The organism is Sphingobacterium sp. UBA7253 (genome assembly GCF_002472745.1).
GTDB lineage: Bacteria > Bacteroidota > Bacteroidia > Sphingobacteriales > Sphingobacteriaceae > Sphingobacterium > Sphingobacterium siyangense.
The window spans coordinates 5689-6745 of the sequence record NZ_DKSP01000091.1; the positions used below are offsets into that span (position 1 = coordinate 5689).

Annotated in this window: 1 protein-coding gene; it reads left to right on the top strand. The window is 40.9% G+C overall.

All coding sequences use genetic code 11. The annotated features are described in order from the left end of the window. Nucleotides 1-998 (top strand): TCR/Tet family MFS transporter (locus B2X72_RS08985; RefSeq protein ID WP_286849220.1); only part of this gene is annotated, 998 nt, incomplete at its 5' end. Between the last annotated feature and the right edge of the window lie 59 nt (nucleotides 999-1057).

Genomic DNA, 1057 nt, shown 5'->3' on the forward strand with positions numbered 1-1057 from the left:
CAATTATTTTGATCTCACTTTTTGGGTTTGCTGTAGACTACATCTTTCTTGCCCTCGCGCCAACTATAGGTTGGTTATTCTTAGGACGCGTTATCGCCGGATTGACAGGTGCTAGTTTTACAACGGCAAGTGCTTATATCGCCGATATATCTACGGATGAAGATCGGGCAAAGAACTTTGGCTTGATAGGCGCTGCATTTGGTCTTGGCTTTATCATCGGCCCAGTTATCGGCGGTCTACTCGGTCACTATGGTGCCAGGGTTCCCTTTTATGCGGCCGCAGGACTGTGTATGCTAAACTTCCTGTATGGCTATTTTATCTTACCTGAGAGCTTAGATAAAGAAAAACGTAGAGCTTTTGAATGGAAACGCGCAAATCCAATTGGATCCTTTAAGTTTCTTGGAAAACATCCAGAAATATCCGGATTAATCGTTGCCTTAATTTTAATATATATCGCAGGCCATGCAGTTCAAAGTAACTGGAACTTCTTCACCATGTATAAATTCGACTGGACAGAAAGAATGGTGGGTATCTCATTAGGTGTTATTGGATTATTGATTGGATTGGTTCAGGGCGTTTTAATTCGATGGACAACGCCCAAACTTGGTGAACAAAAAAGCATTTTCTATGGATTGACCCTGTATGCTATTGGACTACTGTTATTCTCGTTTGCAAGCGAAGGATGGATGATGTTCGTCTTCCTTATCCCCTATTGCTTGGGTGGTATTTGTGGACCAGCTCTTCAGTCTGTTATTACAAAAAATGTTCCTTCAAACGAACAGGGTGAACTTCAAGGTGCACTAACAAGCTTAATGAGTGCAACATCGATTATTGGTCCACCGATGATGACAAACCTATTTTATTATTTCACCCATGACAAAGCACCATTTAAATTTTCTGGCGCGCCGTTTTTCTTAGCATTTATCCTGATGACGATTAGTGTGATCATTGTCTATAATGCTTCTCGCAAAAGGAGAAATCAGCAAATAAATCTTTAGACCTGATTGATCAGTCTGCACTATTTTCATCTATCTTCCTCTAAAACTCAACTGGCCTA